Source organism: Pectobacterium artocarpous (assembly GCF_046159765.1).
GTDB lineage: Bacteria > Pseudomonadota > Gammaproteobacteria > Enterobacterales > Enterobacteriaceae > Pectobacterium.
Genome location: NZ_JBJXVK010000003.1, coordinates 189,204 through 215,737, shown reverse-complemented (window position 1 = coordinate 215,737; position 26,534 = coordinate 189,204). Strand labels below are relative to the sequence as shown.

The following is a 26,534-nucleotide window of genomic DNA, read 5'->3' as shown; positions in this document are numbered from 1 at the left end:
GGAGTTACGCGCCTTATGTCACATCAGCATCCGATTATTGCGGTTACCGGCTCTAGCGGGGCAGGAACAACGACAACCAGTCTGGCTTTCCGTAAGATTTTCCAGCAACTTAATCTGCGCGCCGCCCAGTTGGAAGGGGACAGTTTTCACCGCTATACCCGCCCGGAAATGGATATGGCCATTCGCAAAGCACGTGATTTAGGCCGCCATATCAGCTATTTCGGCCCGGAAGCGAATGACTTCAGCCTGCTGGAACAGTCGTTTATCGAATATGGTCTGCACGGTCGTGGCCAAACGCGTAAATATCTTCATACCTACGATGAAGCCATTCCGTACAATCAAGTTCCCGGAACCTTCACGCCGTGGGAGCGGATGCCGGAACCCACCGATATCCTGTTTTATGAAGGGCTACACGGTGGCGTGGTTACCGAACAAAACGACGTAGCACAGCATGTCGATTTGCTCGTCGGCGTGGTGCCGATCGTCAATCTGGAATGGATCCAAAAGCTGATACGCGACGTCAATGAGCGCGGTCACTCGCGTGAAGCGGTAATGGATTCCGTCGTGCGATCCATGGAAGACTACATCACCTATATTACGCCGCAGTTCTCTCGCACACACATCAACTTCCAGCGCGTGCCCACCGTGGACACCTCCAATCCGTTCGCCGCCAAGTCGATTCCGTCGCTGGACGAGAGCTTTGTCGTTATTCATTTTCAGGGCCTGGATAATATTGATTACCCCTATCTGCTCGCCATGTTGCAGGGATCATTTATCTCCCACATCAATACGTTGGTCGTTCCCGGCGGGAAAATGGGGCTAGCGATGGAACTCATCATGGCACCGCTGGTGCAGCGGTTAATGGAAGGGAAAACCATCGAATAAGCGAAACTGGGCGCGGCAATGTCGTGCCCAGAGAAAGAGATTAAGCCAGCACCCGAATTTCGTGACTATGCGTCACCTCAACGGCCTTGCCCAGCATCAGTGCCACAGAGCAGTATTTTTCCGCCGACAGGGCTACAGCGCGTTCAACGATTTTGTCGGTCAGCCCTTTTCCCGTCACGATAAAATGCAGATTGATATGGGTAAATAAACGCGGCGCTTCAGACCGGCGCGCTGACGTCAGTTTCACCTCACAATCCGCTACATCGTTGCGGCCTTTTTGCAGAATCGAAACCACATCAATCGCGCTGCATCCCCCCACAGACATCAACACCATTTCCATCGGGCTGGGCGCTTTATCGCCGGAATTGCCGTCCATCAACACCTGATGTCCTGACGCGGATTCGCCCAAAAACGTTAAGCCTTCAACCCATTTTACCCGTGCCTGCATGGTGCCTCTCCACTAAAAATTTTTTGAAAATTTATACCGTTACTGTACAAAAATCAGCGTTAATCAGAGCTTTGTCATGCTGAAGCGAGACAACACAAGACACATCCTTAAAGCTGTGTTAAAACGAAAATAGAATAGACCTTTTCTGGACAAACCCAGAAACGAAGAAGATGATGACGTAGCCAGATATACCCAGCCACGTTTACGGTGCGGCAAGGCAGCACCGGAAAATCAAGGGTCAGTGGTTCCAGTATATTCCCTGACGTCATTCTGCCTAGACTGAATTTTGTTTTTTTAGCAGTTAAACACGCCGTACAGGGAACTCTGACCCCTGTAATTTGCGCAGTGAATTACAACAGAGGATGATAGCGAATGGTTCTCGGCAAACCGCAAACAGACCCAACTCTCGAATGGTTCCTTTCCCATTGTCATATCCACAAGTATCCATCGAAGAGCACGCTTATTCACCAAGGTGAAAAAGCAGAAACGCTTTACTACATCGTGAAAGGCTCTGTCGCAGTGCTAATCAAAGATGAAGAAGGCAAGGAAATGATTCTTTCCTACCTCAATCAGGGCGATTTTATTGGTGAGCTCGGCCTGTTTGAAGAAGGTCAGGAACGCAGCGCTTGGGTGCGGGCAAAAACCGCCTGTGAAGTGGCTGAAATTTCCTATAAAAAATTCCGCCAGCTAATCCAGGTTAACCCAGATATCCTCATGCGTCTGTCTGCACAAATGGCAAGCAGACTCCAGGTTACCTCAGAGAAAGTCGGCAACCTCGCCTTCCTTGATGTAACTGGCCGTATTGCCCAAACCCTACTCAACCTGGCTAAACAACCTGATGCCATGACGCATCCAGATGGTATGCAAATAAAAATTACCCGTCAGGAAATTGGGCAAATCGTTGGCTGCTCGCGTGAAACCGTGGGCCGCATTCTGAAAATGTTAGAAGACCAGAACCTGATCTCTGCGCACGGTAAGACAATTGTCGTTTACGGCACTCGCTAAATCCCTGTTGCTCTACCCTACCAACAAAAAAGCGTGAAGCCTCGGCCTCACGCTTTTTTATGGTGTGCCATCCCTGCTCCCCCTTACAGACCGTCGCAAGCGGCGTGGAAAAACGTTCCCTACGTTTTTTATCGCTGCTCTTTTAAGAACATCACTCAGTTTGCTGCGTTAACAACCTGTGCGACGGCTTTGGCGAACTTCTCCATCCCCTGCACAATGTCGTCTTCATCAATGATCAAAGACGGCACAAAGCGGATGACGTTCGGACCCGCCATCAACACCATCAGGCCCTGAGCCGTTGCAGCAGCCAGAAACTCGCCCGCACGGCCATGCCACTGCGATTTCAGTTCTGCCCCCAACAGCAGCCCCATACCGCGCACCTGTTCAAATACACCGTACTGTTGGTTGATTTTTTCCAGCTCACTGACAAAGCGAGCGTGCCGATCCGCCACGCCTGACAGCACTTCTGGCGTATTGATGATATCCAGCGCAGCTTCCGCCACCGCACAGGCCAGCGGGTTACCGCCATAGGTGGTTCCATGTACCCCGACCGTCATCACAGAGGCAATTTCTTCCGTCGTCAGCATCGCACTAATCGGGAAGCCGCCACCCAGCGCTTTAGCGGTGGTGAGAATATCCGGCGTAATGCCGTAGTGCATGTAGCTGAATAGTTTGCCAGTGCGCCCCATTCCGCTCTGCACTTCATCAAACACCAGCAGCGCCTTATGCTGATCGCACAGATCGCGAACACCTTGTAAAAATTCAGGTGTCGCAGGCGTAATACCGCCCTCACCCTGAATCGGCTCCAGCACGACGGCACTGGTGTGATCGTCCATCACCGCTTTGACCGCAGCCAGATCGTTGAAAGGAACATGGACAATATCCGCAGGCTTAGGCCCGAAACCATCGGCATATTTAGGCTGTCCGCCAACTGAAACGGTAAACAGCGTGCGGCCATGGAACGCATTATAGAAAGCGATGATCTTGGTTTTATAAGGACTATGGCGTTTAACCGCATAGTGGCGCGCCAGTTTGAAAGCGGCTTCGTTAGCCTCAGCACCAGAATTAACAAAGAACACGCGGTCGGCAAAAGTGGCATCAATCAATTTGCTGGCGAGGCGTAGCGCAGGTTCGTTGGTGAAAATATTGCTGGTGTGCCACAGCTTTTCACCCTGTTGCTGCAATGCGTTCACCAGCGCAGGATGACAGTGACCCAGTGCCGTAACCGCAATGCCGCCGGAGAAATCGATATACTCACGGCCATCTTGATCCCAGACGCGGCTCCCTTTACCTTTCACTGGTACAAACTTCGCGGGTGCATAAACCGGCAAAATCACTTTATCGTGAGTATCCCGTGTCACTGCTTTCTGCTCTGCTGCCATTTGCTGCCTCACTCTGCTGTCCATTATGTCGAAATGAAAATATAGTCAATAAATATGCATAAAAAATCAATTACAGGCAATATTAAATCGGCTACTGTAGAGAATAACTTTCTATCTCGCTAAATTTTAAGGAAATTATCCAAAAGTTGATGCCCTTGCTGGCTGAGAATGCTTTCTGGATGAAACTGCACACCTTCCAGCGGAAGCGAGCGATGGCGGATTCCCATAATCTCGTCATGCTTACCTTCATGTTCGCTCCAGGCCGTGACCTCAAAGCAATCGGGTAGCGAGGAAGCATCAATGATGAGTGAATGATAACGGGTAACCGTCAAAGGCTGAGCCAGTCCCGTGAAAATCCCCGTATCATTGTGCGCAATCGCAGAAGTTTTCCCGTGCATAACCTGTCTTGCACGCACCACATGCGCGCCGAACGCCTGCCCCATCGCCTGATGGCCAAGGCACACGCCCAGAATCGGTAATTTATCGGCAAAGTGACGGATAGCAGCCAATGAAATGCCCGCCTCATCCGGCGTACAAGGGCCCGGTGAAATGACCAATCGCTCAGGCGCAAGCTGTTCAATCTCACGCAGTGTGAGTTCATCATTACGCTTCACCAAGACCTGTGCGCCAAGCTCACAAAAGTATTGGTAAAGGTTGTAGGTAAAGGAGTCGTAGTTATCGATGATTAGCAGCATATTTTACTTAACTTATTGATAAATAATAAACATATCATTTAATCTTTCTTTCCATACCCGCACAAATACCCGCAATTTTTTTCGATACATGCTTATGGGATAAAGCGGTTAAAGCCATTGTACCTGTCTCCGGCATGAAAGGGATGACAAGAAATTGACGTTCACAAAACGCTAAGGATATCGATGCCCCTACGGCAGGACACATTACACCGCGCCAGCCCCTTTTTTGGGAGGGGCTGGCGCTCATCTTTCTTATGTGGGTGATTTTTCCATGACTCACTCGATCGGGAACAGAAAGCCATCCCCCACCTTCCCCCCACTTACTCAGGGATCACGGCTTCCCCCACCTGATTTTCATGGCTAGATTAAAAATTATTATTTATTAGTGAGTTAAATCATTCCCCCACTTCGCGCCTATATATGCGTGGGAAGTGGGGGAAAATGCCGGATAGAAAGACTTCTTATCCGTTCGCCCCCACTTTCCCCCGTTTAATCCCCCACCTTATTCCGTTGTGATAACGGCGTGATCCGTTCCCCCTCAAAGGCGATCAGGCCATCCTTTTCCAGCTTGTCCAGCCAGCGGCTAAACTTCTTGTTTACATCAAAGCCCATTGCCCGCATATCGTCTCGTACTAATGAGCGGGTGCATCCTTCACCGTTAGCTGTGCGTGAGCGAATAGCCTGCCACAGTGCAAAATGATTTTCCGTCAGCCGTGGGATACCGGCTAAGTCGGGATCGCTGGCAGCCTCATCCTCTCTGACTTCACGGCCTTCATCGTTCAGCACCAGTGAGGTGATCTGGTCGCCATCATCGTCCACGTACAGATCGACGGCATTCAGATCATAGGCGCGACGCGGCGGCTCTTCCGCATCCTTCATCTTGGTGCAACTGAGGATCAACGCGCCGCCTTCACCTTCACGCCTGACGTTAAATTCCACGTCCAGCGCGGCACGGAAGGCGCTGGAGCCGCGTGCTCCTTTGTCCTGATCTTTACCGGAATGATGGATAATCAGCACCGTGGCCTGTGTCGCTGCTTTAATCGCGTCGCATCCCTGAATGAATGCGCCCATATCTTTAGCCGCGTTCTCATCCGAACCGCCAAAACAGCGGGCAAGCGTATCCAGAATAATCAGACGAACCGGCATACCGGAGGCGACTTTCACATCGCGGGCGGCACGTATCACCTGCTGTACGCTCTCCGGACTGGCCGGAAAAATTGGGCAATCGACACGATACAGCGCATCAATCGGGCTACCGCCGTTAAGCGTCTGCTCCCATGCCCGGATACGGCGGGGAACGCCAATCCCACCTTCACCAACAACATAAATCACTGCGCCCTGTGTCACCGGCTTGCCTGCCCACGGTTTGCCGGTGGCAATATGGCATCCCCACGATACCGCCAGAAACGACTTATACGAACCGCTGGCACCGTAAGCGCTGGCGACGGATGAACTCGGCAGATAGCCTTTAATCAGGTAGTCCTGCCGCGTATCAAAGCCGTCAGAGCCTTTGCGCAGGGGTAAGGCGGTGTTGAAGGCTGGTGTAGCGGAATCAGTACGGACTAGAGGCGTATACATCGTGTCGGGCTGATAGCGTTGTTTGTTGAACGCGGATTTGGTGGCTTCAAGCCCATATTGCTGACGGTAATCATCCCAGTCACAGAGCGTTGTGGTGGGCGGTAACGACACCCAGCCGTCCACCGCGAGCGCGGCTTTTTCAGCCTGTTCCTTACCGATATTGGTTGAGCCGTCTGCATGCAGGTCATGGTCGCCCGCCAGAATAATAGTGGCATCGGGATACCATCCACGCAGCGCTTGGGCGACGTTTATCAGGTTATTGGCCGACACCGCCGCGACCACCGCTGCCGTGGTGATCTGGCTGATGGTCAGGCCGGTGGCGTACCCTTCAGTGATCACGATGGTGTCCGGCTCTTTCGGGTAATGCACGGCGATGAAAGCGCCTTTCAATTGTGAACCGGGCAGCAGGCGTTTTTCTCCGTTGTCGTTGATCAACTGTGCGCCGATCAGTTCACCGGAAACGCGATGCAGCTTCAGCAGCAAGCTTCCCTCATCAAACAGCACGCCGCCGATGCGCATTTTTTGCTGTGCGGTCAGACGGGCATGGATGATAGAGAACCCTTTTGCTTTCAGGTAGGCGCTCTCACCGTTCCTTGAATGGGTCAGCATCTGCTTGATTTTATCGGCCAACACCGGGCGCTCAGCGGCTTTTTCCCTGGCTGGCGGAGTTGAGGCAGGGAGTGTCAGCGCGGCCACCTGTTTTGCGGCATCTGACAGGTCACAGTTTTTCACCCGTGCGACCAGATCAAGGCCATCACCATGACCACATTGATTGCAAAACCATGTCCCACGTCCTTCCTTGTCGTCAAAGCGGAAGCGATCTTTGCCGCCGCAGGCAGGACAAGCGCCGTGTTTACCACCGGAAGGCACTGGAATAGCCAGCGTGGACAGAATGGCAGGCCAGCGGTGGCGCGACTGTGCGGTAATATCTGAAACGAATTTACTCATCGTCAGTTACCTCCGCTTGCAGCGCGTCATTCAACTGGTTCAGACGCTCCCACAGGATAAAGATCAGCAGCTCTTTCGCGAGCGCGTTGTCCAGTTCAATGATGGCGTAGGCCAGCGCCCGACAGTGATCGACGAGTTCTTCTAACGTCAGGGGAGTGGGGTCATACATGATGTACCCCCGCAGAAAAAAAGAAAGATTGCGGGTAGAGAAAGGGAAGGATCGTAGCCATAAGGCAGCCTCCAGACTGTAGCTTCTTAGACAGCTACCACCAGAGACGCCAACCTCAAGGGTGGTAGCCCGTACGGGGTTGGCGTTACCGGACAGTCTGGCTACCGGCGCTCCTTGCGGAGCCCCCGCACGAGCCACCATTGCAGGTACGGCTCGATGCGTGCCTGAACAGCAATGCGCATAACACGCATATTCAGGCACCAGACATTTGTTCGGAACGCCAATTCCGGCTGCGGATTTTGCCGCAGCATCAGCAGTATATCGTAAATTGCCCGCCAGAAAAAAATAACAATGCATCATGGTTTAGCCTCCCCGCGCTGGCTAATACGTGCCGCGATCCAGTCATTCACCTCACTTTCCACCCACGCTACCGAGCGAGCGCCGATTTTGACCGTCTGAGGGAAGTCCCCCTGCTTCATCAGCAGGTAAATCCATGACTTCCTGAGGCCGGTTTTTTTCATCACACCCGATAAGCGAATCAACGTGTTATCCGTCATGTTCAATCCTCCTTCCGGGTGTAAACCCGCTCGACATAGCGCCCCCGACCATCACCGTGGCCGAGATCCATAGAGGTTAATGATCTGGCTTCACTGCGGGAAAAGCCCTGTGACAGGTAATAGCGCATGGCATCCTGCGCCCATGCGTAGCGCAGGCTGTGCGGGGAGTAGTAGCCGGTCAGCCCTAAGCGGGTGGTCTGCGTGCGCCAGAAGTTCATGGCGGTTTTCAGGTCGGGTTTATCGATCAGCCTGCCGTTATGCGCTTCAGCCACCTCTAGTGCCGCTTTCACTGCCCGTTGAATCGCTTCACGATCGATAATCCGGGTTTCGCGCGGCCTACCACCTTTGGTGCCAAACACCACAGTCAGCGTTTGTTGACGGCGCTCAAGCTGCTTTTCCCACGTTTTCAATGAACTGGCGCATTGCACTGCTTCCTGAGAACGCAGCCCCAGCAACCGGGCAAGCTGAAGTGCGCAGGCCAGCCCTTTATCACGCTGTTGCGCTGCAAGCAGAACGGACTGATAGCGCTCATCTGGGATAGCTAATTTGGTCCCGGCACGGCTTGCCCCACTCAGCCCCAGCGCGTTGTTGGTCAGGCGATCAGAAGCGACAAGCTTTTCCCGTCCTCCCTGCTTAAACACCGTGCGCAGTGCCGCCATTTCGTTGTGCAGGGTACGAAGGGCGATCTGCTGTGACAGGCGCTCGGCGATATAGCTTTCGATATGTCTGGCTTTGAGATACTTAACGTCACGCACCTGAATATTCAGCGCCAGCAGGTGACGGCACAGCCTGCCCATGATGCGGATACGATCATGAACCGTCTTGTAGCTCCCGCCAGCCTGTTTCGCCAGCGTGGTCATTTCACGACTTAATTTACTCATGCAACTTACCTCTCATAATTCAACTGGATGCTTTTCTCTGGCGCATGGGAAAGGGCAGAAACAATCGCAATTGACCTGCCTTGAACGATACCTGTGCGCCAGAGCGGACAGCAGTTGAGGTCTTGGGAGGTGTCGGCTAGGCACTCGGTGCGGCCGCCTGCGGTTGCAGGATTTCCTCTCAGGCGGTTAAGCCTGCCTCGGTATCGGTTCAATCTCCTGTAAAAAAGCGGTCAGTCCGGCACAAACGGGTGTGTCAGATTCATGACGCAGTAGTTGAGGTGCATGTCTCAGGGGCTGATGGGGTCTTCGGCTGCGGCGTCACTTTCATCCGCTGACACGGAAAAAGTGACGCCGGTGCAGACGTTGCCGGCAGGCGCGTAGCAGATGCCTGAAGGCATAGCAACGCGCAGCCAGCACGTTCACACGCGCAGACGCAAATAATTGAGACGAGTAAAATCGAAGTCGCGAGATAACGCGAACTTACGAGAATAAGCGCTGTTTAAGCCGCCTATGAAGTGAAATCACCACAACGATAAACGTTGCAGCTACGGCCAGTCTCCTACGGCATGGAAGCCGTTATCTGGCTGGGTATAGTAAGCCCACGGCAATGTTGGGCTTGAAGTAAAGTTCAACGGAACCTTCATCGTCACGCTCGTAGCGGCGTTCAAACTACCTGACGACATCTGCTTTCAAAGGATGGCAGATTTACCGCGCTTCTTAATCACGCTCCCTTCCTTTCAGGCGATGGAAGAGTAAAAGTATCGTGTGGTCGCCCGAAGGCGTCAGTCTCAGACCACGCTCTATTCCTTATGACTTTGGCAATGTGACCACCCGAAGGCGTTTCTCACAGGTCACTCGTATCATCCCGATATTGGAAACATTGGTGGCTGTCATCGACAGCATGGTTTCACGGTCAAAAATACGACAAAGTGTTGCAGACTTCAAGCGCTTTGACTCTGCCAGAAAAGAGAGTAATCTAGCACTAAGTGCTATAGTTAAGGTTACAGGATGTCGGCCTGATGCGTGTATTCAAAACCAAATGGTTTACTAAGGCGGCTAAATCCCACGCCATCAAGGATAGCGAGTTATGTGAAGCTATTGAGGCGGCGATGCAAGGAAAAGCTGACGATCTCGGCGGTGGCGTTTATAAAAAGCGGCTGAACCAGAATCGCGATCGCGCCATCATACTGGCGAAAAGTGGACAACATTGGTTTTACACGTTCCTATTTGCCAAGCAGGATATGGCGAACATCGATAATCGTGAACTGGCCGGATTCCGAGAGTTAGCGAAGCACTATGCCGCCCTTACCGATGAAAGGATTACGGCACTGATTAAGAGTAAAGAACTGGTGGAGATTTGCCATGACCGCAAAAAGTAAATTCAAGAGTCCTGCATTTGAGGCTATCCATAGCGCGGCTTCTGGATTATTCAGCGTTGACGCAATCCCTCAGGAAACTATGCGCAACTTTGATAAAGCGTGCCTCAACAGTGTGGACGATCTTCAACCCATTGAGATTAAGGCGTTACGTGAAAAGCTAAACGTCAGTCAGCCAGTTTTCGCAAGCTACCTGAACACCAGTGTTTCAACGGTGCAGAAATGGGAAAGCGGTGTTAAACGCCCTAGCGGGTTATCTCTGAAACTGCTTACCGTGGTGCAGAAGCATGGGTTGAAGGTGTTGGTTTGATTTATCGGACTGGTTATTTTGGGAGATAGATTGACGGTCTACTATTGCCAGAAGCGGAAGTAGTTAACAACACTTAGTGTTGACTACCGGGGAGCAGGTCAGTAGATGTAGATCAACGGTGGTTTTCATTATAAGCTTAGAAATGCTATAAAAACTTGACTCAAAATCGGTGTTAGTTATCCAACTTTGTGCAGAAGGATTTATAAACATGGCTGATTCAAAGAAAGTTATATTCGTTGCCTTTGCTATTGAAGATGAAAGAATGAGAGACCTTCTAAAAGGTCAATCTCTTAATACAAAATGTGAGTTTGAATATATTGATATGTCTGTTAAAGAGGCATACGAAAGCGGTTGGAAAGATAAAGTCAGAACTAGGATTAAACGATCTGATGGTGTTATTGCATTGATTAGCTCAGATTCTTTAACATCAACTGGGCAGAAGTGGGAGATAGAATGTGCTAAAGAGGAAGGCAAATCTATTTTACCTCTTTGGATTTATAAGGAAGATCGAACCAAGCCAAATGGATTATCTCCAATAGTATGGACATGGGATGGCGTTAAATCATTTATCGATTCTTTATGAGGCAATTAAATGAGAAAAGCGTTAGTTATTGGTATTGATCATTACGATAAAATATCCCCTTTGTTTGGGTGTGTTAATGATGCATACAGTGTAAAGAGTGTACTCGAGCGACATTCTGATGGCTCAGTTAACTTTTCCGTTAAGTTGATGACGGCTACTGGTCCCACAAAGCCTATAACCAGAAAAGAAATAAAACAAGCAACTGAGCAATTATTTGAAGGTGACAGTGATGTAGCCTTATTCTATTTCGCCGGTCATGGTTATATAGAAAGTGTTGGTGGTTTTCTTTGTGGTAGTGATTGTGAAACTGGTGATGATGGTTTTTCACTCCATGAATTAATACACATAGCCAATAAATCCAGAGCGCGAAACAAAATAATAATTTTGGATAGTTGCCACTCTGGTGTTGCAGGTAGCAACGATAGAAGTGATCCAACAGCAGAGCTTACCGAAGGGATGACCATCCTTACAGCATCAACTGAGGAGCAATACTCGATGGAGGAAAATGGGTCTGGTATTTTCACTACATTGCTAGTTGATGCTTTAAACGGTTCTGCTGCAAATTTGATTGGTGATATTACTCCAGGCAGTGTTTATGCACACATTGATCAGTCTTTGGGAGCTTGGGATCAACGACCTTTATTCAAAACAAACGTCAAAAGCTTCGTCTCACTAAGAAGTGTGCAATCTCCATTAGATTTGGCCGATTTGAGGAAGTTAGTTGATTACTTCCCACAGCCCGGCTTTAAATTTCAATTAGACCCATCTTACGAACCGAAAAGTGATTGTCCTGATCCAGATAAAACGGAGGTTTTTGCAATTCTCCAGCAATTTAATCGCGTCAATCTTCTCGTTCCTGAGGATGCACCTCATATGTACTTTGCTGCGATGGAAAACAAATCCTGTAGGCTTACAGTATTAGGCGAGCATTACCGACGGCTCATTGAAAAAGGATTGATTTAACCTTCTATTTTTCGTTGGACAACAAAAAACATTTTCCCTATGAGCCGGCGGAGGAGAATTGTTTAATCCGAAGCACGGTGAGGTTTTTTGCACGGCTTCATAAGTGTAACCTCCATAGCTTTTTTGAACCAGTTGAAGCCGAGCATATATATTTCGCTGCATTTAACTGAACTGGCTTCTGCTTTACAGTATTTGGTGCTTATTATCTTGAACTAGTAGCTAGAGGACGTTTCTAATGACAGTTTTTATCAGTTACCGCCACACTGATCGAGTGCAGGCCATGACGATTAATGACAGGCTTACAAAAGAAGGTATCTCTACATATCTTGATGTTCTTGATGTTGAGTCGCAATCCACTGATGATATAACTAGTGTAATAACTCGGCGAATTAGTGAAAGCACTCACCTCATTGCGGTAGTTTCCAGTCAAACGGCACAGTCCTGGTGGGTTCCATTCGAAATAGGTGAGGCCACAATCACAAATCGCAGGATTTGCTCGTATAGAACGACATTTAGTGATCTGCCTGAGTATCTGAGTAAATGGCCCCAGATGACAAAGCTTACTGAGATTGAATTGTTCATTCAATCTTACAAGAACGAAATAAGCGGGAAGCGCCAGATTGCCCTTGAGTCTCTCAATGGAAGCGAGGCAATGCGTCGTGTAGATAAAATAAATGCGGACACATTCCACACCGACCTTAAGCAAAAAATTCGGAGAGGTTACTAATTCACCCAATAAGCTCAAGGTTTGCTACCTGTTACATGGTTATCCATAGGATGGCACTGGATATGTGGTAGTACGTTTCATAATTATGTAGATTTTAATTCAAAGCACTTAGCCCTGACCCAAAATGCGACTTTATTCAAAAAAAGAATTTCCGTGTGATTCTGGGTCCGGGGCACGAACTTCAGCTGTTCGCTCATAGCAGACGTGTTAATCATGGGCCTGTCCGCTCCGTGCGAAGCGGACGTGGCGTATAATGCTTCTAGAAAAGCTCTCATGTCGTGGACAATTTTTGTCGCCCACTGAAATCATTTACAACGCAAATTACCAACAAAATCCGCCCACACTTGCATCATCTTGCGCCGCTCATCCAGATACTCCGCTCGGTTGTAACTTGCCCGAACCTTGTTACGTTCAGTATGAGCAAGCTGGCGTTCGATCACATCCGGGCGGTATCCCATCTCATTTAAAATAGTTGATGCGGTAGCGCGAAAGCCGTGTGCAGAAAAACCGATGCTGTCCTTGCCATTGAACCCCATACGCTCAAGCGCACGGTTAAGAGTGGTCGCCGTCATACAATCCTGTGGGTTCCGATAATTTGGAAACAACCATCCACGTCCGCCAGTGTATGTTTGTAGTTCTCGTAACAGAACAATCGCCTGCGTTGATAACGGGACGATATGCTCTTCTCGCATCTTCATTCTTCCAGCGGGAATTCGCCACTCGGCACCATCCAGATCAAATTCCCGCCATTCTGCTTTGCGAAGCTCCACGGTTCTGACAAACGTCAGCAACATCAATTCTAAGGCAATCACCGTGGTTCGATAGCCACCATAGCGATTCAGCGCCTGCATGAAATCCACAATTTCATTACGAGACAAGGGTTTATGGTGTTCAACTTTAGGGCGACGTACAGCACCTTTGAGCGCCGCCGCCGGATCGTTATCTGCTCGAAGCGTTGCTACGGCGTAACGAAATATTGCAGATGACCATTGCCTGACCAGCAAAGCAACCGTCTCCGCCCCTCGCCCTTCAATACGTTTAATGATCTCAAGCAGGTGAGCCGCTTTAACACTTTTGATCGGCAGCTTGCCAATGGCAGGGAATACATCGGCAGCGAGGAAGCGTTCTACCTGCCGTAAGTAGTAAGGCGTCCAGTCTGGTGACTTTTTATCGATCCATTCACGCGCAACAGCTTCAAACGTATTCGCATTCGCGCTGTGATTTGCCATACGTTCTAACTGGCGTTGATGTGCTGGGTGGATTGCCTGTTTGACTAAAGCTCTCGCTTTATCATGCTCTGCGCGGGCTTCAGCAAGACTCAGTGTTGGATACTCTCCCAGAGCAAATACGTTTTCTTTTCCTGCAATACGGTATCGGTAGCGCCACAGTTTTGAACCTGATGGACGAACCTCCAGATACAGGCCACCACCATCAACCAGCTTTATCGGTTTGCTGGTCGATTTGGTACTACGAATTTTAGCATCAGTCAGTGGCATAGGATTGCGGGTATCAGATAAACGATACCCGCAAAGATACCCGCTATTTTCATGGATAACAATGGACTACTTTATCCACTAATGAACGATAATTCACTGTAATTTAATGAAATTAAACCATGAAGTGGAGCGTAACAAACGCCAGTGGACGTCGATGAGAGTTATCGATAATTAGCAGCATCGTCATTGTACAGTTCGTCGGAAAAACCGTTCTACCATACATGAAATTCGCTCCAGAAACTTAGTTCCTATCACGACCAAATAGGAGTAAAGCGTCGTTTTTATAAAAAATTATCATGGTAATAATTACATTAACAATTAATAACTTATTCCCGAAACAAATACCTTTATTAATAGGTCTTATTTATTATTCATATCTATAGTAAACAATTACCCTGAAATTATTTTTAACAAAAAAACAATACCCCCAAATATCCTATGAATTAATTCAATTTTTTTAACTGATCGATAAGTTTACGAATCCATCCTTCCAATCGGTATTTATTTTTAATTTTTGACGGCGATCACGTTGCATGTCAAATGAATAAACCACACATAAATAATGAGTATAAAATAAAGAATCCATATTGAAATAAAAAGAACTAAAAAAAACAAACGATTGAATAACAAGTAATTAAATGGAAATTAATTTCTATTTAAAATAGATATACACAAATTCTCTAAGCTGTCCCATTTTATTTAAAAAATATATTTAACGCCCCATCTTGTATTGTTTGTTTTTTCTGTTAACAATTATCTCGGCTTTATCGACAAGCGTTATTTCATTTTTGTTGAAACAGCCATTTATTACACAGGGTGTGTAGTGATAAATACCCAAAAAATCTATGTCAAGGAGAGTACACAATGAAATACCTACTGCCTTCTGCAGCCACTGGGCTGTTGCTGCTTGCTGCCCAACCTACAATGGCGGCAAATACGGGAGGTTATGCCACCACGGACGGCGGCGACATTTCCGGTGCTGTGAAAAAGACTGCGCGTTCTCTGCAAGAGATCGTCGATATCATTGAGGCTGCGAAAAAAGACTCAAGCGGTAAAGCGGTCAAAGGTGGAGCCTACCCGCTCGTTATTACCTACAACGGTAATGAAGATGCGCTAATCAAAGCAGCCGAAGCTAACATCTGCGGCCAGTGGAGCAAAGATCCACGCAGTGTAGAAATCAAAGAGTTCACCAAGGGGATCACCATCCTCGGTACCAATGGTTCTTCCGCTAACTTCGGCATCTGGATGGTTAACTCTTCCAACGTTGTCGTACGTAACATGCGCTTCGGCTACATGCCGGGAGGCGCAAAGGATGGCGATGCCATCCGTATTGATAACACGCCGAACGTCTGGATCGATCACAACGAGATCTTCGCCAAAAACTTTGAATGTTCAGGTACGCCGGACGGCGACACTACATTCGAATCCGCGATTGATATCAAAAAAGCATCAACCAATGTCACAGTGTCGTACAACTACATTCATGGCGTGAAAAAGGTAGGTTTGAGCGGTTCGAGTAACACGGATACCGGTCGTAACCTGACTTACCATCACAACATTTATAGCGATGTTAACTCACGTCTGCCGCTACAGCGTGGTGGTCAGGTACACGCATACAATAACTTGTATAGCGGTATCACGGATTCAGGCCTGAATGTCCGTCAGAAAGGGATTGCGCTGATCGAAAGCAACTGGTTCGAAAATGCAAAAAACCCAGTCACTGCACGCAACGATACTTCCAATTTCGGTACCTGGGAGCTACGTAACAACAATATTACCAGCCCATCTGATTTTGCTAAATACAACATCACCTGGGGTAAACCTTCTTCAGCTCACATCAATGCGGATGACTGGAAAAGCACGGGTAAATTCCCTAAGGTTTCGTATAGCTACTCTCCGGTTTCTGCACAGTGCGTGAAGGATAAACTGGCAAACTACGCTGGCGTAGGTAAAAACCAGGCAGTACTGACAGCCGCTAACTGTAAATAAGTGCGTTAAATCCGGCGCATTCACTCAGCGCCGGATTCTATCTGAGCGAGTCATTTAGGCTCGCTCATTTTTATAGGGAACCTGAGCAAGATTGCCAACACGACCTTCACAGCAACAGGCTTCATGCTCATCATCATTCCGCGAATAATAAGGTATGGTCAATGAGATATATTTTCCTATCGCGTACAGGAACGCCAGTTTAAAAAATAACCCACTGATTTTATATTCTTTTATTCGGACACGAGTCGTAACCTGACTTATCATCACAATATCTATCGCAATGTTAACTCACGTCTGCCGCTACAGCATGGTGGTCTGGTTCAGGCTTTAACGTTCGTCAGAAAGGGATCGCGCTGATTGAAAGCAACTGGTTTGAAAATGCGCTGAACCCAGTCACCGCACGTAACGACAGCTCCAATTTCGGTACCTGGGCGTTGCGAAACAACAACATCAACAAACCGGCAGACTTCTCCAAATACAAAATCACCTGGGGCAAGCCTTCCTCTCCTCATATCAATGCGGATGACTGGAAAAGCACCGGCAAATTCCCTTCCATCTCTTATAAATACACCCCGGTTTCTGCACAGTGCGTGAAGGATAAACTGGCAAGCTATGCTGGCGTAGGAAAGAATCTGGCGGTACTGACAGCAACGGACTGTAAATAAACGCGGTCAGGCTTTCTCCGCTATACATAAATGACAGGAGGCAATAAGTCGAACTGTTCCGCAACCGTGTCTCTTCACACTGGGCTACGGTTTCTACCCGAGCGAGCGCTAAGCCTCGCTCGTTTTTTATGGAAACATGAACACGATTGCATCTCTAAAAACCCGCAACTAAATACAAGACTAATTATTTTCCAGTTAATTAATTATGCTAGCCAGACAATAGAACCATTATTTAACTGAGGATTTAGTGATAAGAAATTATTAATACAGAGTTAATTAATAATTTGAACGGCATCAAATATTTCTCAACACCTTAAGACAATAAAAACACGCTTATTTATTGATATCGATCACAGTTATCACTGCCATCAAAACACCTCCTACCGAAGAATAATAAAACAAAATGTGATTTTATTTTTCATAAAATACTAAAATTCATTATTTTAGAAAAATTGAAAAAAATATTACTATAAAAAATAGTAACTTATTGAACATCAATATTTTTTTATTTATTCATCCGATAGATTTGATATCGGAATATTGAATTATTTTATTTTTATGATAACACTTAATCGGGGTTTCAATAAACCCTGATTTCATTTTTATTGAAACACCAAAACAATATAATCTCGATTATGTGGATCATTTATACCCCAAAAAATTCAATTCCAAGGAGTGTACCTTAATGAAATACCTACTGCCTTCTGCAGCCGCAGGGCTGTTATTACTTGCGACCCAATCGACGATGGCGGCAAATACGGGCGGTTACGCCACCACTGACGGTGGTGACGTTGCCGGTGCAGTGAAAAAAACTGCACGTTCTATGCAAGACATCATTGATATCATCGAAGCCGCGAAGCTGGATGCCAACGGTAAGAAAGTGAAAGGTGGCGCTTATCCGATCGTCATCACCTATAACGGTAATGAAGATGCGCTGATCAACGCCGCAGAGAACGACATCTGCGGTCAGTGGAAGAAAGATGCACGTGGTGTGGAAATCAAAGAGTTTACCAAAGGGATTACCATCCTTGGAACCAACGGTTCTTCCGCTAACTTCGGGATCTGGCTGACCAAATCATCCGATGTCGTCATACGTAACATGCGCTTTGGCTACATGCCGGGCGGCGCGCAGGACGGCGATGCCATTCGTATCGATAACACGCCGAACGTCTGGATTGACCACAACGAGATCTTCGCGAAAAACTTTGAATGCGCAGGAACAAAAGACGGTGACACCACATTCGAATCCGCGATTGATATCAAGAAAGCCTCAACCAATGTCACTGTGTCGTACAACTACATTCACGGTATCAAAAAAGTGGGGCTGAGCGGCTTCAGCAGCAGCGATACAGGCCGTGACCTGACTTATCATCACAATATTTATGACGATGTTAACGCTCGTTTACCACTGCAACGTGGCGGTAAGGTTCATGCCTACAACAACCTATACACTGGCATCACCAGTTCTGGCCTGAACGTGCGCCAGAAAGGGATTGCGCTGATCGAACGTAACTGGTTCGAAAATGCGAAAAACCCAGTGACCTCACGTTATGACGGCTCCAACTTCGGTACCTGGGATCTGCGTAATAACAACATCATGAGTCCAGCCGACTTCGCGAAATACAACATCACCTGGGATAAGGACTCCAAAGCCTACGTGAACGCGGAAGATTGGAAGAGCACTGGTACGTTCCCTTCTGTTCCCTATAGCTACTCTACCGTTTCCCCGCAGTGCGTGAAGGATAAACTGGCGAACTATGCAGGGGTAGGTAAAAACCTTGCCGTACTAACAGCTGCAAGTTGCAACTAGTTACGACGTGTAAATCGTGAGGGTAGATAAGCGAACTTCAGGCTTCTACCCTCATTATCCTGTGCTAACAGGAGCTTGCAAGCAAGCTTAACGCCCGCCGGTTTACTTAACGCCCGCCGGTTTACTGTTCGGTCGCAGATGAGCGAGCCATCAAGGTTCGCTCATTTTTATCGTTAATATTCAAGGAAATGAAATGAAACGTTCTCTTCTGTCCGCCGCGCTGTTCAGCACCAGCATCGTATTCAGTGCTGGATTGGTATTCAGTGTCGGCATACCGATGGCTAGCGCCGCCACACCGGCAGCACCAGAGTTGAAAGGATTCGGGACCGATACCGTCGCGGGTAGCGGTGGGCGTATTATTCGCGTCACAACGCTGTCCTCTTCCGGTGCCGGTTCACTCCGCGAAGCCCTGGCTGCCAAAGGGCCGCGCATTATTGTTTTTGAGGTTGGCGGGATTATCGATCTGAATAAAAGCGACCTCAGATTAACAGAGCCGTTTGTCACCATCGCTGGCCAGACGGCCCCTTCCCCCGGTATCACCATCATTCGCGGCGGAATGGGAATTAGCACACATGATGTGCTCATGCAGCATATCCGTTTTCGCATCGGCGATGCCGGTACAAGCAAAAAAAGCGGCTTTGAACGCGATGTTTCCATCAACGGTAAAGATGCCTACAACGTCGTGATCGACCACTCGAGCTTCGCATGGGGTACAGACGAAAATCTGTCTATTTCCGGCCCACGCTACGATGGACCGCAGGGCACTGCGCACCGTATCACGCTCTCAAATAACATCATCGCTGAAGGTCTATACGACTCGGCCCACACCAAAGGCATTCACTCAATGGGCACGCTGGTTCACGATAACGTGACCGATGTGGCGATTGTGGGCAACTTGTACGCTCACAACAATGAGCGTAACGCCTGGTTCAAGACGGGTTCAACGGGCGTCATGGTCAATAACCTGATTTACAACCCCGGCATTTGGGGCATTCGCGTTGGCGGAGTCAAAAGCGAGTGGGAAGGGAAAACCATGCCCGCCAGTCCACGCGTTTCCGTTGCGGGTAACGTGATGCATTACGGCGCCAATACCAAAGCCGGTTTAGGACTGGTAGGTAGCAACAGCTCCGGCGATGTCTGGATGTCAGATAACCTCGCTTACGATGACAAGAGCAAAGCTGCTCCGCAAACGTCAGGCAGCGGGATTACCATACTTAAAGTGACTCCTATCTGGCCTTCAGGCTTAACGGCGTCACCCGCCAGTGCCGTCACCAATCAGGTACTGCAAAGCGCGGGAGCACGTCCCAAAGATCGTGATGCTGTCGATAAACGTATCGTGGACAATTTCAAACAACGGAAAGGCAGCTTTGTGAACAGCCAGGAAGAGGTTGGCGGCTATCCCGTTGCAACAACGATCTACCGTCAGTTGAACGTGCCGAGCACAGGCGTAGATGCCTGGCTACAGCAGATGGCAAAAGCACTGGAATAACGCTGCCGTTAATACGTGACGATCGAAAAAGGCCACATTTGTGGCGAATGCCGATCGTTTAAGGATTGAGATACCGGGGCTAACACGGTGTGAGGCATCCCTGCGTGAACCCATCACCGTGTTTCCCCTAAATCCATGCTTAAGTGAACGGCATTCACATGTGTGGCCCTCTTTCCATCAGCAGAAATACATAAGTAATTAGAAACAATTCAAGCCCATATATAACATGCCGATAACATACTTAGAGCGGCTCGTCGCGTTCTCGGACAGCCTGTATTTTCAGGTAAACAGCATGGAGGCAAAAAAATCCCCTTTTAAAAGCGGGAACTTAAAAATCATAACCTTACCAGGGTTTACATTATGAATTTCATTCGCAATACCAAAATCAGAACGATGATGATTCTGATACTCGTTCTATTCTCACTGCTTTGGGGCGGCGTATCGACATTCGCGCTCTACTCATTAACCCAGCTAACTTCGGAAATTGATCTCACTAACGTTCAGCAAAATAATGGCGACATCATTAACGGTGCCAGCGGGCAGTATTATCGTGTCAAGAACTCGATGGATCGGGCAATAGAAGCCAAAGAGAAAAACAACGCAGAAGCATTCATTCAGGAACTGCAAGCATCCTCTGCCGACATTGATAAACTCAGAGCCGGTTTGCAAGAATTTCAGGTCGTTGATCACGGTAATATAGACCCAAAGACAGTAGACATCATTTACAACAGTTCTTATGAACTGTTCAGTAAAGCTATCGTCCCTATGTATGATGCCGTAAAGACTGAACGTTTCGACGAGTTCAAGCAGCTATCCAGCGTGCAATATCGCGACCTGCGGGGGAATTTCACCGCGGCGATAGACCAATACAACGCTGTGATCAGTCGTCTGAAAGATGAAGCACAATCCCGCATTGCGGACTGGGTTAGCTGGTGTCAGAAAATGCTGATTGCCGCATTGGTCGCTGGATTAGTCATCGTTATCCTGACGGATCGTTACCTGGCACAGTTTGTCATCCGTCCACTCGATTTGATCAAACAACATCTTCAGGTACTCTCGATTGGGCAATTGCATACCTATCTTGAACAGAACGGGAAAAACTGCGTGGGTGAGCTGATTCCATTCGTCCAGCAGATGCAAGATAACTGGGTAAAAACGGTGTCCAATATTCGCTCTAGCGCCGAACAGATCTACCGCAGCGCGGGCGAGATTGCCTCTGGCAATACGGACCTCTCCTCACGTACCGAGGAGCAAGCTTCCGCGCTGGAACAAACCGCTGCCAGCATGGAAGAACTGAGCGCCGTGGTAAAGCAGAATGCGGAAAACGCCGGTCAGGCCAGTATGCTGGCGCAAAACGCCTCCAAAACGGCTAATGAAGGCGGCGATATCGTGGACGGCGTCATCAAGACGATGAACAGTATTTCCGGCAGTTCGCAGAAAATTTCCGACATCACCGCGGTAATCAACAGCATTGCCTTCCAGACCAATATTCTCGCATTGAACGCCGCAGTGGAAGCCGCACGCGCCGGAGAACAGGGTAGAGGATTTGCCGTCGTGGCAAGCGAAGTGCGCAATCTGGCGCAGCGGAGTGCTCAGGCAGCAAAAGAGATCGAAGGGCTCATCGCCGAGGCGGCAAATAACGTCACCATCGGCTCGCAACAGGTTACGCTGGCAGGTAATTCGATGAACAACATCATGAAGGCCATCACCAACGTCACCGACATTATGGGAGAAATCGCTTCCGCCTCCAGCGAACAGAGCAAAGGCATTACTCAGGTTGGCGCTGCTGTCGTGGAGATGGATAATGTCACGCAGCAGAACGCCGCGCTCGTCGAGCAGTCAGCAGCAGCCTCTTCTTCTTTGGAAGAACAAGCACGCCACCTGACGGAAATCGTGTCGATATTTAAACTCTCTGCCGCAGACGAGGTTTCAACGGTGAAAGCGCTCTCTCCTGCCAAAAAAACCGTTGCGGCAGTGACATCTCAGAAAGCACTTGCCGATCAAAAAGAGAAAAACTGGGAAACCTTTTAATCTCAACGGTGAGCAGTACTGGCCGTAAACGCGATTTCAGCCGTCTCATGGCGGCTGAAATCAGCGAGTTCGGCAATCAGGGCAGCACTTTCGCGGACTGAATAACGATAGGCGTAGTCGGCACATTCTGGTAAGGCCCGACGTTCTTAGTGGGTACCTGAGAGATCTTATCTACCACTTCCATACCCTTCACCACTTTACCAAACACGGCGTAGCCAAAATCACGCTGGCCGTGATCGAGGAACGCATTGTCCGCAACGTTGATAAAGAACTGGCTGGTCGCGCTATCCTTTTCTGAGGTACGTGCCATCGCGATCGTACCACGTTGGTTGCGCAGGCCGTTGTCGGCTTCATTTTTGATCGGCGCATTCGTCGCTTTTTGGCTCATTTCGCCAGAAAAACCGCCACCTTGTACCATAAAGCCAGGGATCACACGGTGAAATGTCGTCCCGTTGTAAAAGCCGTTGTTAACGTACTCGACGAAATTTTTTACCGAAACCGGTGCCTTTTGATTATCTAAAGACAGTTCGATATTGCCTGCAGACGTCATCAACAGTACACGCGTGGTGGTATCGGAAGCCGCAAAGGCGGGAGAAAATGCCGTCAGTGAAATAAGGGCTGCCGCAGCAACCAGAGTACGTTTGAACATGAGAATTCCTTTTTGAAGAGGCCGACTACAGAAAGCGTAATGATTGTAAGTATCCACACTCTTCAGCGCCACCCATTTACCTTTTTTTACGTATAAGCGCCTGCCTATAACCCACTGTGAGCGAAAACCTGCGATCAAGATAAAAAAGGGTCGATCACTCGACCCTCATGGCAATGATAACCACAATACTGACCTAGCCCATGCGTTCCGAACGCACGGCCAGATCGCGGCTATACTGACGACTCGCATCCACCAGCATTGAGGTATAGGCATCTTTTGGCACATCACTGGTCAGATCGTCAGTTTCCAGCGTTTCCAGTATTTTGCCATACTGCATCACTGCCACTCGATGACAGAGGTGGGAAATTACGCCCAAATCGTGCGTCACCATCAGATAGGTCAGCTTTTCCTGCTGCTGCAATTCCATCAGCAGGTTGAGAATTTCCGCCTGCACCGACACATCCAGCGCCGACGTAGGCTCATCCAGCAGCAGCACTCTCGGTTCCAGAATCAGCGCACGGGCAATCGCCACGCGCTGGCGCTGCCCGCCCGAAAGCTGGTGCGGGTAGCGGCGGCGGAAGTTCGTGCCTAATCCAACTTTCTCCAGCAAGCTATCAATACGATCGTCACGATCGTCAAAACGGTGGATCGACAAAGGTTCCTCCAGAATGTATTCCACCGTATGACGGGGATGCAACGAGCCATACGGATCCTGAAAGACCATCTGCACCCGACGACAGCGCGCCTGATCGATCCGATGCGCCAGTTTCTTCCCGTCAATCAGCAGCGTGCCTTCCCAATGGTTAAACAGCCCAGCCAAACACTTTAGCACGGTGGTTTTGCCGGAGCCGGATTCCCCCACCAGACCAAAGATATCGCCATCGTTGACGGTGAGGTTCACGTCGTACAACACCTGATTCGTCGTGCTACCCTGACCAAAAGAGAGATTCAGGTTATTCACTTCGATCATCGCCTTGCGCTGACGCATTGCTTCAATTGCCATGATTATCCCCTTTATCCATTGATCCAGGCAGGATCGCGATTCATTACCGGCAAACGCGGACGGCGATGATCGATATCCGGCAGCGAATTCAGCAACCCACGCGTGTACGGATGCTGCGCGTTGTCCAGATCGGCGGCGGCAATGGACTCCACGACGCGCCCGGCATACATCACCAGCACCCGATCGCAGAAGCTGCGTACCAGATTGATGTCGTGACTAATGAAAATCAGCCCCAGACCACGCTCGCTCACCAGATCGTCCAGCATTGCCAGCACCTGCAAGCGCACAGACACGTCCAGCGCCGAGGTCGGCTCATCGGCAATCACGATTTCAGGTTCCGTAATCAGCATCATCGCAATCATGATGCGCTGCCCCTGCCCGCCCGAGATTTCATGAGGATACAAATGATAGACGCGCTCTGGCTGACGAATACGCACCACGTCCAGCATCGTCATGACCTTTTCCTTCGCCTCACGGTGCGACATCTTATGGTGTGCCAGATAGGCTTCGGCAATCTGATCGCCGACGCACACTACTGGGTTCAGCGAGTATTTTGGATCCTGCATAATCATGGAGATACGCTTGCCGCGAATCTGACGCATCCGCGCCTCATCCGCTTTCAGCAGATCGGTATCGCCGAAGCGCAGTTTGTCCGCCGTAATCCGCGCGCTGTGCGGATGCAGCTGCAACAGCGCACGGCCGACCGTCGATTTACCGGAGCCGGATTCGCCGACAATCGCCAGCTTTTCACAGCCCAGCGTGAAGGATACGCCGCGCACGGCATCGGTCACCGCCCCGCGATTCACGAAACTCACCCGCAGATTCTCCACTTCCATCAGGGGCGAGCTTCCCGGCGCACGTTGAGAAAACTTATTCAGTTCTGGGATCGAGGATGTCACGTAGGCCGTCTCCAAGGAAGTTGAACGCCAGGCTGTTAATCAAAATCGCCAGCCCCGGAATAGTTACTAACCACCAGCACTCCATCATGTAACGACGACCCGCAGAGATCATCGCGCCCCATTCCGGATCGGGCGGCTGCGCCCCCAATCCCAGAAAGCCCAGACCCGCCGCGGTCAGAATGATGCCAGCCATATTCATGGTGATACGGATAATCACCGACGGCAGGCACAGCGGCACAATGTGGTGCAACAGGATGCGGATAGACGATGCCCCTTGCAGCTTCACAGCGGAAACAAAGTCCGCGTGACGCAGCGACAGCGTCTCCGCCCTTGCCAGACGGGCAATCGGCGGCCAGGCCGTCAACGTAATCGCGATCACCACATGCTCCAAACCTGGGCCAAGCGCCGCAACGAACGCCAGCGCCAACACCAAGCTGGGGAAAGAGATGAAGATATCGGTGATACGCATCAGGATGGTATCGACAATCCCGCCGTAATACCCCGCCACCACGCCCAGCAGCAGCCCGATAGGCCCGACGGTAACGGACACCAGCGCCACGATATACAGCGTGATGCGTGAACCATAGACCAGACGACTAAACACATCGCGCCCAAACTCATCGGTGCCAAAGTAATGCGCCGCACTCGGCGCCTGTAATGCATTAGCCAAATCCTGTACCAGCGGATCGTGCGTGGCGATCCACGGGGCGAAAATGGCGACCAGAATCAACATCAGCACAATCGCAGAACCAATCGCGGTAAGCGGATTGCGCATCATCGTCAAGAGAAACCCGCCGATTCGCGCACCGCGTAGCCGCAGGCGGCTCACGCGTTTTTCCGGCGGTGTCCGCATTACCGATTCACGACCGACCGGTTGCTCAGAGGAAATATTCATGCGTTCGTCCTCGGATCAAAGATTTGATACAACATGTCCGACAGCAGGTTAAGCGTCACGAAGATCAACCCGACCAGCAGCACACATCCCATCACCGCGTTCATATCCCCCAGCAACAGGCTGCCCGTCAGATAGGAACCAAAGCCCGGCCATGAGAAGACCGTTTCGATCAGTACCGCCCCTTCCAGCAGCGAGCCATAGGCCAGCGCCACCACCGTCAGAAGCTGAACCAGAATATTGCGAAACGCGTGCGCCCAGACAACACGAAACTCAGACAGCCCTTTCACCCGCGCGGTAATAATGTATTCCTGCGAAAGCTGCGCCAGCATGAAGCTGCGCGTCATACGGCTGATATAGGCCAGCGAGTGGAAGCCCAAAATCGTGGCCGGCAACACCAGATGGTTCAGCGCGCTGCGGAACACCTCCCACTCCCCCGCCAGCAGCGAATCCACCAGCAACAGACCGGTACGGTTTTCCACCAGACCGTCATAGGCCATATCAACCCGCCCTGCTCCGCCAACCCAGTTCAGCCAGGCATAGAACACCAGCAGCCCCATCATCCCAACCCAGAATATCGGCGTGGAATAACCAGCCAGGCTGATAAAACGCACCACATAATCCGCCCACTTACCGCGCCGCGCCGCAGCCAGCACGCCTAGCGGCACACCCAGACCCGCACCGACGATAATCGCCATCGTCGCCAGTTCAACGGTGGCCGGGAAGACGCGGATAATGTCATCCATGACCGGCCGTCCGGTCAGGAGCGCATTGCCCAGATCCCCGTGCATCAGCGAATTAAAGTAAATAAAGAACTGCACATACAGCGGCTTATCCAGCCCCAACTGTTGGTAAACCTGTTGATAGGTACTTTGGTCGGCATCCTGTCCGACAATAGCCAGGACGGGATCGATGGGCATCACGCGGCCGATCACAAAGGTCAGGATTAATAACCCGAACAGCGTGACGATCACCTGAAACAGACGCTTTGCCAAACGACGCAATACTCCACCCGGCTTGATCCAATCAGAGAAAACCATGTTCTTTCTCCTGATATCCCGGCTAGCGGCGACAGCAAATCACCACTCACGCGGTCATCTCTTT

At 49.8% G+C, this 26,534-nt stretch carries 24 protein-coding genes and 2 pseudogenes; 12 read left to right on the top strand and 14 right to left on the bottom strand.

Going from position 1 to position 26,534, the window contains the following annotated elements:
• Positions 1-15 precede the first annotated feature (15 nt).
• Positions 16-885, top strand: coding sequence for a phosphoribulokinase (locus ACKQAD_RS03055; protein WP_409158787.1), 870 nt, complete (start codon positions 16-18; stop codon positions 883-885).
• Between the two features lie 40 nt (positions 886-925).
• Here the strand turns inward: ACKQAD_RS03055 and ACKQAD_RS03050 are convergent, their stop codons facing one another.
• Entirely contained in the window at positions 926-1,333 is a 408-nt protein-coding gene (locus tag ACKQAD_RS03050; protein WP_409158786.1) for an OsmC family protein, read from the bottom strand.
• Between the two features lie 372 nt (positions 1,334-1,705).
• Between ACKQAD_RS03050 and crp the strand changes: the two genes are divergently transcribed.
• Positions 1,706-2,338 (top strand): cAMP-activated global transcriptional regulator CRP, encoded by a 633-nt coding sequence (gene crp / locus ACKQAD_RS03045; RefSeq protein ID WP_004090925.1) that lies wholly within the window; start codon positions 1,706-1,708, stop codon positions 2,336-2,338.
• Between the two features lie 155 nt (positions 2,339-2,493).
• Here crp and argD read toward each other — a convergent pair whose 3' ends face one another.
• The 7 genes and pseudogenes from argD to ACKQAD_RS03010 all read right to left on the bottom strand — a co-directional run bounded on the left by argD (position 2,494) and on the right by ACKQAD_RS03010 (position 8,548).
• Complete coding sequence (argD, locus tag ACKQAD_RS03040) at positions 2,494-3,720, bottom strand: bifunctional acetylornithine/succinyldiaminopimelate transaminase (protein ID WP_409158807.1); 1,227 nt, start codon at positions 3,718-3,720, stop codon at positions 2,494-2,496.
• A 119-nt stretch (positions 3,721-3,839) separates the two neighbouring features.
• On the bottom strand, positions 3,840-4,415 hold the full coding sequence (locus ACKQAD_RS03035; protein ID WP_409158785.1) for an aminodeoxychorismate synthase component II: 576 nt from the start codon (positions 4,413-4,415) through the stop codon (positions 3,840-3,842).
• Positions 4,416-4,904: 489 nt separating this feature from the next.
• On the bottom strand, positions 4,905-5,993 hold the full coding sequence (locus tag ACKQAD_RS03030; protein WP_409158806.1) for a helicase RepA family protein: 1,089 nt from the start codon (positions 5,991-5,993) through the stop codon (positions 4,905-4,907).
• Between the two features lie 63 nt (positions 5,994-6,056).
• Positions 6,057-6,941 (bottom strand): annotated as a pseudogene (locus tag ACKQAD_RS03025) (primase-helicase zinc-binding domain-containing protein); the annotation flags it as partial.
• Positions 6,934-7,470, bottom strand: a complete 537-nt coding sequence (locus tag ACKQAD_RS03020) for an ash family protein (protein ID WP_409158784.1) — start codon at positions 7,468-7,470, stop codon at positions 6,934-6,936. The gene ACKQAD_RS03020 and the pseudogene ACKQAD_RS03025, both read right to left, overlap by 8 nt.
• Positions 7,467-7,667, bottom strand: coding sequence for a helix-turn-helix transcriptional regulator (locus ACKQAD_RS03015; RefSeq protein WP_039546869.1), 201 nt, complete (start codon positions 7,665-7,667; stop codon positions 7,467-7,469). The genes ACKQAD_RS03020 and ACKQAD_RS03015 overlap by 4 nt, the downstream gene beginning before the upstream one ends.
• A 2-nt stretch (positions 7,668-7,669) precedes the next feature.
• On the bottom strand, positions 7,670-8,548 hold the full coding sequence (locus tag ACKQAD_RS03010; RefSeq protein WP_409158783.1) for an integrase domain-containing protein: 879 nt from the start codon (positions 8,546-8,548) through the stop codon (positions 7,670-7,672).
• Between the two features lie 1,019 nt (positions 8,549-9,567).
• Here ACKQAD_RS03010 and ACKQAD_RS03005 point away from each other — a divergent pair.
• The 5 genes from ACKQAD_RS03005 to ACKQAD_RS02985 all read left to right on the top strand — a co-directional run bounded on the left by ACKQAD_RS03005 (position 9,568) and on the right by ACKQAD_RS02985 (position 12,507).
• On the top strand, positions 9,568-9,927 hold the full coding sequence (locus ACKQAD_RS03005; protein ID WP_409158782.1) for a type II toxin-antitoxin system RelE/ParE family toxin: 360 nt from the start codon (positions 9,568-9,570) through the stop codon (positions 9,925-9,927).
• Entirely contained in the window at positions 9,911-10,234 is a 324-nt protein-coding gene (locus ACKQAD_RS03000; protein ID WP_039304754.1) for a helix-turn-helix domain-containing protein, read from the top strand. Before ACKQAD_RS03005 ends, ACKQAD_RS03000 begins: the two co-directional genes overlap by 17 nt.
• A 208-nt stretch (positions 10,235-10,442) precedes the next feature.
• Positions 10,443-10,817 (top strand): TIR domain-containing protein, encoded by a 375-nt coding sequence (locus ACKQAD_RS02995; protein ID WP_409158781.1) that lies wholly within the window; start codon positions 10,443-10,445, stop codon positions 10,815-10,817.
• Positions 10,818-10,826: 9 nt separating this feature from the next.
• Positions 10,827-11,780: a caspase family protein gene (locus ACKQAD_RS02990; protein ID WP_409158780.1), complete on the top strand. Its 954-nt coding sequence runs from the start codon at positions 10,827-10,829 to the stop codon at positions 11,778-11,780.
• 235 nt (positions 11,781-12,015) lie between these two features.
• Positions 12,016-12,507 carry a toll/interleukin-1 receptor domain-containing protein gene (locus tag ACKQAD_RS02985; RefSeq protein WP_409158779.1) on the top strand — a complete coding sequence of 164 codons (492 nt, stop codon included), beginning with the start codon at positions 12,016-12,018 and terminating at the stop codon, positions 12,505-12,507.
• 305 nt (positions 12,508-12,812) lie between these two features.
• Here the strand turns inward: ACKQAD_RS02985 and ACKQAD_RS02980 are convergent, their stop codons facing one another.
• On the bottom strand, positions 12,813-14,003 hold the full coding sequence (locus tag ACKQAD_RS02980) for a tyrosine-type recombinase/integrase (protein ID WP_409158778.1): 1,191 nt from the start codon (positions 14,001-14,003) through the stop codon (positions 12,813-12,815).
• An 864-nt stretch (positions 14,004-14,867) separates the two neighbouring features.
• Between ACKQAD_RS02980 and ACKQAD_RS02975 the strand changes: the two genes are divergently transcribed.
• From ACKQAD_RS02975 to ACKQAD_RS02955, 5 genes and pseudogenes are all read left to right on the top strand, one after another.
• A complete protein-coding gene (locus ACKQAD_RS02975) occupies positions 14,868-15,992 on the top strand; it encodes a polysaccharide lyase (RefSeq protein WP_409158777.1) in 1,125 nt (374 codons plus the stop codon).
• 234 nt (positions 15,993-16,226) lie between these two features.
• Positions 16,227-16,657, top strand: a pseudogene (locus ACKQAD_RS02970) (pectate lyase family protein); the annotation flags it as partial.
• A 685-nt stretch (positions 16,658-17,342) separates the two neighbouring features.
• The gene (gene pelC, locus ACKQAD_RS02965) at positions 17,343-18,467 is read left to right on the top strand and encodes a pectate lyase PelC (RefSeq protein ID WP_409158776.1); all 1,125 of its coding nucleotides are present in this window, start codon (positions 17,343-17,345) and stop codon (positions 18,465-18,467) included.
• Between the two features lie 193 nt (positions 18,468-18,660).
• Positions 18,661-19,956 (top strand): pectate lyase PelZ, encoded by a 1,296-nt coding sequence (gene pelZ / locus ACKQAD_RS02960; protein WP_409158775.1) that lies wholly within the window; start codon positions 18,661-18,663, stop codon positions 19,954-19,956.
• 360 nt (positions 19,957-20,316) lie between these two features.
• Positions 20,317-21,987 carry a methyl-accepting chemotaxis protein gene (locus ACKQAD_RS02955; RefSeq protein ID WP_409158774.1) on the top strand — a complete coding sequence of 557 codons (1,671 nt, stop codon included), beginning with the start codon at positions 20,317-20,319 and terminating at the stop codon, positions 21,985-21,987.
• Positions 21,988-22,063: 76 nt separating this feature from the next.
• On the opposite strand, the gene ppiA is transcribed toward ACKQAD_RS02955, so the two are convergent.
• The 5 genes from ppiA to ACKQAD_RS02930 form a co-directional block, all read right to left on the bottom strand.
• On the bottom strand, positions 22,064-22,636 hold the full coding sequence (gene ppiA, locus ACKQAD_RS02950; protein WP_409158773.1) for a peptidylprolyl isomerase A: 573 nt from the start codon (positions 22,634-22,636) through the stop codon (positions 22,064-22,066).
• A gap of 193 nt (positions 22,637-22,829) precedes the next feature.
• The gene (locus ACKQAD_RS02945; protein WP_409158805.1) at positions 22,830-23,606 is read right to left on the bottom strand and encodes an ABC transporter ATP-binding protein; all 777 of its coding nucleotides are present in this window, start codon (positions 23,604-23,606) and stop codon (positions 22,830-22,832) included.
• A 44-nt stretch (positions 23,607-23,650) separates the two neighbouring features.
• Positions 23,651-24,538, bottom strand: a complete 888-nt coding sequence (locus ACKQAD_RS02940) for an ABC transporter ATP-binding protein (RefSeq protein WP_409158772.1) — start codon at positions 24,536-24,538, stop codon at positions 23,651-23,653.
• The gene (locus ACKQAD_RS02935; RefSeq protein ID WP_409158804.1) at positions 24,510-25,391 is read right to left on the bottom strand and encodes an ABC transporter permease; all 882 of its coding nucleotides are present in this window, start codon (positions 25,389-25,391) and stop codon (positions 24,510-24,512) included. Before ACKQAD_RS02935 ends, ACKQAD_RS02940 begins: the two co-directional genes overlap by 29 nt.
• A gap of 38 nt (positions 25,392-25,429) precedes the next feature.
• Positions 25,430-26,470, bottom strand: coding sequence for an ABC transporter permease (locus tag ACKQAD_RS02930; protein WP_409158771.1), 1,041 nt, complete (start codon positions 26,468-26,470; stop codon positions 25,430-25,432).
• Positions 26,471-26,534: the final 64 nt, after the last annotated feature.

Excerpts from the sequence above, each read along its gene's own strand:
- ACKQAD_RS03055 (WP_409158787.1), top strand. The coding sequence starts at position 16 with ATGTCACATCAGCATCCGATTATTGCGGTTACCGGCTCTAGCGGGGCA.
- ACKQAD_RS03050 (WP_409158786.1), bottom strand. The coding sequence starts at position 1,333 with ATGCAGGCACGGGTAAAATGGGTTGAAGGCTTAACGTTTTTGGGCGAA.
- crp (WP_004090925.1), top strand. The coding sequence starts at position 1,706 with ATGGTTCTCGGCAAACCGCAAACAGACCCAACTCTCGAATGGTTCCTT.
- argD (WP_409158807.1), bottom strand. The coding sequence starts at position 3,720 with ATGGCAGCAGAGCAGAAAGCAGTGACACGGGATACTCACGATAAAGTG.
- ACKQAD_RS03035 (WP_409158785.1), bottom strand. The coding sequence starts at position 4,415 with ATGCTGCTAATCATCGATAACTACGACTCCTTTACCTACAACCTTTAC.
- ACKQAD_RS03030 (WP_409158806.1), bottom strand. The coding sequence starts at position 5,993 with ATGTATACGCCTCTAGTCCGTACTGATTCCGCTACACCAGCCTTCAAC.
- ACKQAD_RS03020 (WP_409158784.1), bottom strand. The coding sequence starts at position 7,470 with ATGATGCATTGTTATTTTTTTCTGGCGGGCAATTTACGATATACTGCT.
- ACKQAD_RS03015 (WP_039546869.1), bottom strand. The coding sequence starts at position 7,667 with ATGACGGATAACACGTTGATTCGCTTATCGGGTGTGATGAAAAAAACC.
- ACKQAD_RS03010 (WP_409158783.1), bottom strand. The coding sequence starts at position 8,548 with ATGAGTAAATTAAGTCGTGAAATGACCACGCTGGCGAAACAGGCTGGC.
- ACKQAD_RS03005 (WP_409158782.1), top strand. The coding sequence starts at position 9,568 with ATGCGTGTATTCAAAACCAAATGGTTTACTAAGGCGGCTAAATCCCAC.
- ACKQAD_RS03000 (WP_039304754.1), top strand. The coding sequence starts at position 9,911 with ATGACCGCAAAAAGTAAATTCAAGAGTCCTGCATTTGAGGCTATCCAT.
- ACKQAD_RS02995 (WP_409158781.1), top strand. The coding sequence starts at position 10,443 with ATGGCTGATTCAAAGAAAGTTATATTCGTTGCCTTTGCTATTGAAGAT.
- ACKQAD_RS02990 (WP_409158780.1), top strand. The coding sequence starts at position 10,827 with ATGAGAAAAGCGTTAGTTATTGGTATTGATCATTACGATAAAATATCC.
- ACKQAD_RS02985 (WP_409158779.1), top strand. The coding sequence starts at position 12,016 with ATGACAGTTTTTATCAGTTACCGCCACACTGATCGAGTGCAGGCCATG.
- ACKQAD_RS02980 (WP_409158778.1), bottom strand. The coding sequence starts at position 14,003 with ATGCCACTGACTGATGCTAAAATTCGTAGTACCAAATCGACCAGCAAA.
- ACKQAD_RS02975 (WP_409158777.1), top strand. The coding sequence starts at position 14,868 with ATGAAATACCTACTGCCTTCTGCAGCCACTGGGCTGTTGCTGCTTGCT.
- pelC (WP_409158776.1), top strand. The coding sequence starts at position 17,343 with ATGAAATACCTACTGCCTTCTGCAGCCGCAGGGCTGTTATTACTTGCG.
- pelZ (WP_409158775.1), top strand. The coding sequence starts at position 18,661 with ATGAAACGTTCTCTTCTGTCCGCCGCGCTGTTCAGCACCAGCATCGTA.
- ACKQAD_RS02955 (WP_409158774.1), top strand. The coding sequence starts at position 20,317 with ATGAATTTCATTCGCAATACCAAAATCAGAACGATGATGATTCTGATA.
- ppiA (WP_409158773.1), bottom strand. The coding sequence starts at position 22,636 with ATGTTCAAACGTACTCTGGTTGCTGCGGCAGCCCTTATTTCACTGACG.
- ACKQAD_RS02945 (WP_409158805.1), bottom strand. The coding sequence starts at position 23,606 with ATGATCGAAGTGAATAACCTGAATCTCTCTTTTGGTCAGGGTAGCACG.
- ACKQAD_RS02935 (WP_409158804.1), bottom strand. The coding sequence starts at position 25,391 with ATGCGGACACCGCCGGAAAAACGCGTGAGCCGCCTGCGGCTACGCGGT.
- ACKQAD_RS02930 (WP_409158771.1), bottom strand. The coding sequence starts at position 26,470 with ATGGTTTTCTCTGATTGGATCAAGCCGGGTGGAGTATTGCGTCGTTTG.